Consider the following 6,415-nt stretch of genomic DNA (forward strand, 5'->3'; position numbering starts at 1 on the left):
GTGTAGGTCTCGGGGGTGGGCACCGGCTCCTCGCCCTCCACACGGGTGATGACGATGTAGCTCACCAACATATCGTTGTTGGCGTTGGTATTCTCCTTGGGACTCAGCTTCACGGTCAGGCTGCCGGAAGCGTCAGTCATGGCAGCCTCCAGCGCCACATATTCGCCGTCCTCAACATTCAGGTTCTTCTCAGCGGTGGCCAGGACCTGGTCATTGCTGATCAGTTCAATAGTAGCATTGCGCTGCCAATTGGTCTGATACCAAATGTTCTTGTAGCCAATGTAGACATTGTAAGTGCCGGGCTCCAGGTTGTCGAACTGATAAAACAGAGGCTTTCCGCGGCCGTCGTTCTCATCCTCTCCCTTGCTGTCGGTCATGTTGCGGATGGTGCTGTAGGTATCCGTACCATAATCGCTGTGGCCTTCGACCTCGCTCTCGGGGTTGGTATAGCCCCAGCCGCTCTCGGCGGTGTAAGCCTGGTCGGTGGTGGTGTTGAGGATGGTATCGCCGTTGTAGTCCACGATGGCCTGGCCCAGAGCGGTGAATTCATCCGCGCCGGCGTCCACGAAGTAGACCACATCGCCGGGCACCACGGTGATGGTGCAGGTAATGTCATGGCCTTCCACGCTGCCGCTCAGGGTGTAGGCACCCACCTCGGTGGCCGTGTTGATGGCATTGAGCTGGCCCTCGTTCCAGGTCACCACTGCGTCGATCTCCTGGTCGCCCTTGATGACCTTGATGGTCTCGGGAGCGGCGAAGGTCTGGCCCAGATAGGCGTAGCTGGGCAGCTCGTCCACGATTTCGAAATAGTTTTCGTCGGTCTTAAAGACGGCGGTGATGGTGATGTCGCGGGCGGGGGTGGCGTTCATGATGGCAGGATCACGGGCCGTATCCACGATGACGGCGTCCTCACCGTCGGTCTCCCAGTGGTCAAAGACCTTGCCTTCGGGCACCTGGGCATAGACGGTGATGGTGCTGCCCACCTTGTACTTCTGGGAGGTGATGGTGCCTTCCTCGTCCAGGGTACCGCCCACCACGGTGACGTTATAGGCGGCCACATAGGTGGCGGTGACGGTGACGTCATGGTCGGGCATCACGAAGGTGGTGGACTCGCTGCTGGGATCGGCAAAGGTCACGGCCTCATCGGTGCTGGTCCAGGCGTCAAACATGGTGCCTTCCGCAGCCTCGGCGGCGGTGACGGTGACAGTCTGGCCCACATAGGCGGTGATGCTCTCCTCGGTGCCGTTCTCCACGGTGACAGTATACTGATCGCCCTCGGTGATGGCAAAGTCCTTGGAGACGGGCTCGCCGGAGAAGGAGCCGCACAGGTTGACGGTCAGCGTACCGGTGCCGCTGGTGACGTCGTTGTTCTCATAGCTCACGGTGTAGTCCACGCCGCGGATGAGACGCATCCCGTCCAGAGTGACCACGGGATCGGGGCAGACGGGGCTTCCAATGTAGACGTAGCTCTCGTCCAGCTCCACGGTCATGTTGGCGGTATCCACCACAGAAGCGGCAGTGACGCGGAACTCGGCGCAGGAGCCCCAGGCGTTCTCGGTGTCGCCGTAGGTGGTCTTGGGCATGACCATGATGGACTTGGCGTTGACCACTTCATTCAGGGCAGTGGACTTCCAGCCGTTGCCCTTGGTCCAGCTGCCGGAGCCCACATAGGTCCAGTCGCCGCTGTTGGGATCGCCGGTCAGTTCGCTGATGGGCTTGCTGCTCACATAAATGTCATGGTCGCCATAGGCGCCGTTGAAGTTGTTGCTGTCGGAACGGGGCAGATAACGGATGCCGTTGATGTCGGTGGCCTCGCTCAGCTCCACCATGAACCACAGGGTGCTCATGGGCGTGCTGACGGCCCAGTTGGAGTGCCAGATGGTGCCGGAATTGCCGTCAATGATGTTGCCGGCAACCTGGCCGCTGTAATTGTTGTCTACCTTCACGCCGCTGAATACGGTGTAGGGCAACTCGGTACCCTCGCGGGCCAGCTGCACACGGTACTCGAATTTCTGGCCGTAGTTGTTGTAGGCGATGACAGAGATGGTGCCGTCCTCATTGTAGGCCACCTCAAAGTCGCTGGTGCCGTCCACGGTAACGTCAACCGTCTCGGTGGCGGACAGCGTGTAGGTGGAAACCACGCTGGGATCCACATCAAAGCCGGCCACAGCGTTGCCGTTGATGTAGATGCCGGTGATGGGATAGGAGGAGGCGGGCACGGGGAAGGCCTCGTTGCCCTTGTCCATCATTTCGCTCACGTCGGTGAGCTGGATGGGGGAAATGCGGTAGGAGTAAGAGTAGCTCCGGTCGGTGGCGAAGCGGTATCCGTCCAGAGGCCGGTGGCCCATGAAGGCGGTGTCGCTGACGCCGTTCTGATGGAGGTCGATGCTCCAGACGATCTCATCCTTCTGAGGCACCTGGTTGGGATGACGGTACTGGGCATTGTTGTAGGTCTGGCTGTTCATCTCCTCGGCGGTGTAGTGGAGGGCGGAGATCTCCACCACGTCGTCGGCGGTGACCATCAGGCCGGTGCCCGCGTCATTGGTCAGGGCAGTCCAGCGCACGTCGGTGCGGTTGTCGTTGTCCTGCGGCTTGAGCATCTTCTTGCCTTCCCAGCTGGAATCCTCGCCCATGGCGTCATTGGGGTCATACACCGTGTCGGTGTACACGCCCACCAGCGCGCCGCTCTTGCGGTCCACATAGCTCTCCTGGGGACCGCGGCCGTAGTAGGTCAGGTTATCGTAGTCGCCGCTGATCTCCATACGAGAGCCGATCTTGGGCAGGCCGCCGGAGGCGAAGTTGCTGGAGGGGATAAACTGATCCAGCACTACGATCTCGCCGTTGCCGTAGACGACATAGGCCATCAGGGCGCTGGCGGGCACCGCCATGGTGCCGCTCATAGCCATAACCACCGTATTGCCGCTCCGGGTAGCGGAAACGCTCAGGTTGGTCATGTTCTCCGGATCGCCGGCATTTTTGAGGCGGCTATCCTTGGTAACGGTGGTGTCGTTGTAGGTCTCGGCGCGGTAGTAGCTCTGCTCGGGACCGGCGGTCATGACCACCTCGCCGTCCAGCTTGTAGGACACGATGGTGCCCAGCTTGGTGTTGAGGGTGATCTCAAAGGCTTGGCCGTAATCGGTCTCGCCGGTGAGGATCATCTCGCTGCCGATGGTCTGGACGTCAGTGAAGTCCTTGTCGGTAACCACTTCGGTCTGGGCAGTGGAATCGTCAAAGGACAGCTCGAACTGCTCATAGGCGATCTCGTAACCCACATCGGCCCATTCCGTGGCGGTCTTGAGCTTGACGGAGAAGGTCAGCAGATAGTCGCTGCCTTCCATCGGCGCCACATCAGCGGGGATGTCGATGGTAACGGTCTCGGTGTTGTCACCGTCCAGGGAGCTCCCGTTGATGTGCGGCGTGCTCAGCGCCAGGGTACCGGAGGCCAGCGTGTCAATGCTGTTCTCGGTGAGGGTCCAGGTGATGTCAAAGGCATCCAGGTTGGTGGCCTCGAACTCGTTGACCACCTTTACATCAATGGTGCCGCCGGGGGTCACATTCAGGGTGTCGGCGTAGAAGTTCACCTGCTGATGGACCTTCTGGGCCTCTTCCAGCTTGGGGCTGGGGGTACGGTCGGCATAGACCAGGCCGTTGCCGCAGAAGGCGTTATCATTGCGCTTGGTATCGATCCAGTCGCCGCCATAGCCCCAGAACTCATCATATGTACCGTCGCCGTTGTCTCTGACGGTGCGGATGGACTGGTCGATGTAGTCCCAGATAAAGCCGCCCTGGACGTTATCTTTCTCGCGGATCACGTCCCAGTGTTCCTTGGCGTTGCCGTAGGCCTGGCCCATGGCGTGGTTATACTCGGAATGGATGTAGGGCATCTGGCCGTTGTAGCCTGCTACACCACTGGGCAGGGCATACTGGGTGCTCTGCACGTCCACGATGTTATTCTTACGCACATCGGTGGTCCAGGGATCGGCGCCCTCTGCCTTGACATATCTATGGCCGTAGTAGCCGTCACTCTCGCGCTCGTACTTGCGCAGACGGCTGGGGTCACGGGCCAGCAGATACATGGAAGCTACCCAGAAGCTGTAATCATCATTGAGGGTATTCTGGCTGTAAGTTGCCTCGTTGCCCAGAGACCAGATCACCACGGAAGCGTGGTTTTTATAGCGTTCCGTGTTGGTGGCCACACGGTCCAGCACGGGAGGCACCCACTCAGGCAGGCCGGAACCGGTGCCGCTGGGGACCTTGATACCGCCGCTGGCAGCAGCGTGACTCTCGATGTTGGCCTCGGCACAGACATAAATGCCCAGCTCGTCGGCCAGATCGTAGAGGACCTGATCGTTGGGATAGTGAGCAGTACGGATGGCGTTGAGGTTGTACTGCTTCATCAACGTCAGATCGGTGTAATAATCTTCATAAGTCAGGGCATGGCCGGTCTCCAGATCGGTGTCGTGGCGGTTGACGCCGCGGAGGATCATCTGACGGCCGGTGATCTGCATCTGCTCGTGGCCGGCGTCGTCGATGTCCACCTTATAGATCTCGCGGAAACCGACCCGCTCCACCACGGACTCCATGACCTCGCCGTCGCTGTTCTTCAGCTCCAGCACCAGGGAGTACAGGTTGGGGGTGTCAGGGAACCACTTGGCCGGATTTTCCACATACATCTCACTGGTAACGGTGGTGCCCTCGTCCCGCAGCACTTCCTCGGCGCTCTTGCCGGCGGAGGCGGCGATGGTCACGGTCTGATCGTCGGCGGCGGCGACCGTTTCACCGTTGTCATCCACGATGTAGGAAGAAACGGTGTACTGACCCTCGGCCGCGTTATACAGGCCGCGGAGGGTGGTGTCCACCGTGACGCTTACATTGCTGTTTTCGTCGGTCCGGTCATCAAACTCCGTGTTGAAGAAGAAGTCACGGATCTCCACCTCGTCCTTGGAGTAGAGGTACACATCGCGATAAATACCGCTCTCGCGGATGAAGTCCTGGTTCTCCAGCCAGCTGCCGATGGACCAGCGGAAGACCTTCAGAGCGATGGTGTTCTCTCCCCCGTTGGGGTTGAGGTAGTCGGTAATGTTAAAGTCGTGAGCGGTGAAGCTGTCAGTGGAATAGCCCACGGGCTTACCGTTCACATAGAGATAATAAGCGGACTCCACGCTCTGGAAGGAGATGAAGATCTCACGACCATCCCAGTTTTCCGGCGTGGTAAAGGTGGTGCGGTAGTAGCCCACAGGGTTGTACACCGTGGGGGCCTTCGGATTGCTATAGTCCAAGCCCTCCCATTCATTCCAGGGGAAGATCTGGTTGGAATACATGGGCTCGTCATACTTAAAGGTACCGTCCTCGTTGCGGTAGGTCTGCCAAGGCTGAGGCACGTATTCCGGCTGGAACGCATCGCCGGTGTACTCCTCGGCCAGGTATTCGGCGTCTACCTTGGCGGCCTCCTCGGGGTTGGTGACCATGGCGAAGTCCCAATCCTTACCGGAGAGGAGCATGTAATAGTCAGAGCTCTCAGGACCCACCTCGTCCATGACGCTCTTTTCCGCAGCCAGGGCCTTTTCGGTGCTGTCATAGGAGACGAACTGGGTCTTGGCGCGCTCGCGGTTGACGCCGACCGTCTCACTGTCGGCATACCACTCCTGGCCGGTCACATTGGCCACACCGTCGTCCGTAAATCTGACGTTGTCCTGGAAATCCTCTTCATAGATGTCCAGCACATGGTCATAGACTTCGGCGCCGCTGTACTGGGCTGCGTTGGCCGGGACGATGAGTCCGGCTACCATGGACAGCGCCAGCGCCGTGGACAGGAAACGCTTTGAAGATTTTCTCATAAAATGGTTTCCTTCCTTTCCTTTTTCTCAGTCTGGTTCCCGTTGTTTACTTGCCTGTATGGCTGTCACAGAAGGTCTTTTGTCCGCAAAAGCGCCCTTTCGAGGCGGGGCAACCTCCTTTCTTCTTGCCCCTTCCAATTGGGCAAAAGGTCCCTATCGTTCAGCCGTTCGCATGTGTCCAGTATATCATAGAAAAATTTTTTGTACAACATGTTGAGAGCACGGAATTATATCGGGATTGCAAGTGTACAAATTGAATATTTTTTAAGTAAGTTTGTTTCCAATCTGTAACCTTTCTTTCCCGTGCCCGTCACGGTACTTTCTGAGAGAAGCATTTGTCCTCCATATGTATGTTCCGCCTCTTCTTGTTTGGGTTTTTATTCATTCAATTTACTAATTTTTTGAGTTTATTATATTCCTTGCACGGCGGACATTTTGTGTCGAAACAAATCGGAGCCGCCGGTCCCGGATGGGACCGGCGGCTCCGCCGTTTACCGGCTCTCAGCCTGCCTTACGGCAGCTCCGCTGTTCAGCCGATCTTGCTGTAGTTGTAGAGCATCTGGGCCACTTCCGCACGG

At 58.3% G+C, this 6,415-nt stretch carries 1 protein-coding gene; it reads right to left on the reverse strand.

Annotation, left to right across the window (positions count from 1 at the left end; translation table 11 throughout):
* Positions 1–5,837: glycoside hydrolase family 2 TIM barrel-domain containing protein (locus tag H7U37_RS14100; protein ID WP_204876678.1), on the reverse strand; the 5,837-nt coding region annotated here is incomplete at its 3' end.
* Positions 5,838–6,415 lie beyond the last annotated feature (578 nt).

It is taken from the genome of Pseudoflavonifractor phocaeensis, from assembly GCF_016901735.1.
In the GTDB taxonomy this organism is placed as follows: Bacteria; Bacillota; Clostridia; order Oscillospirales; family Oscillospiraceae; genus Pseudoflavonifractor_A.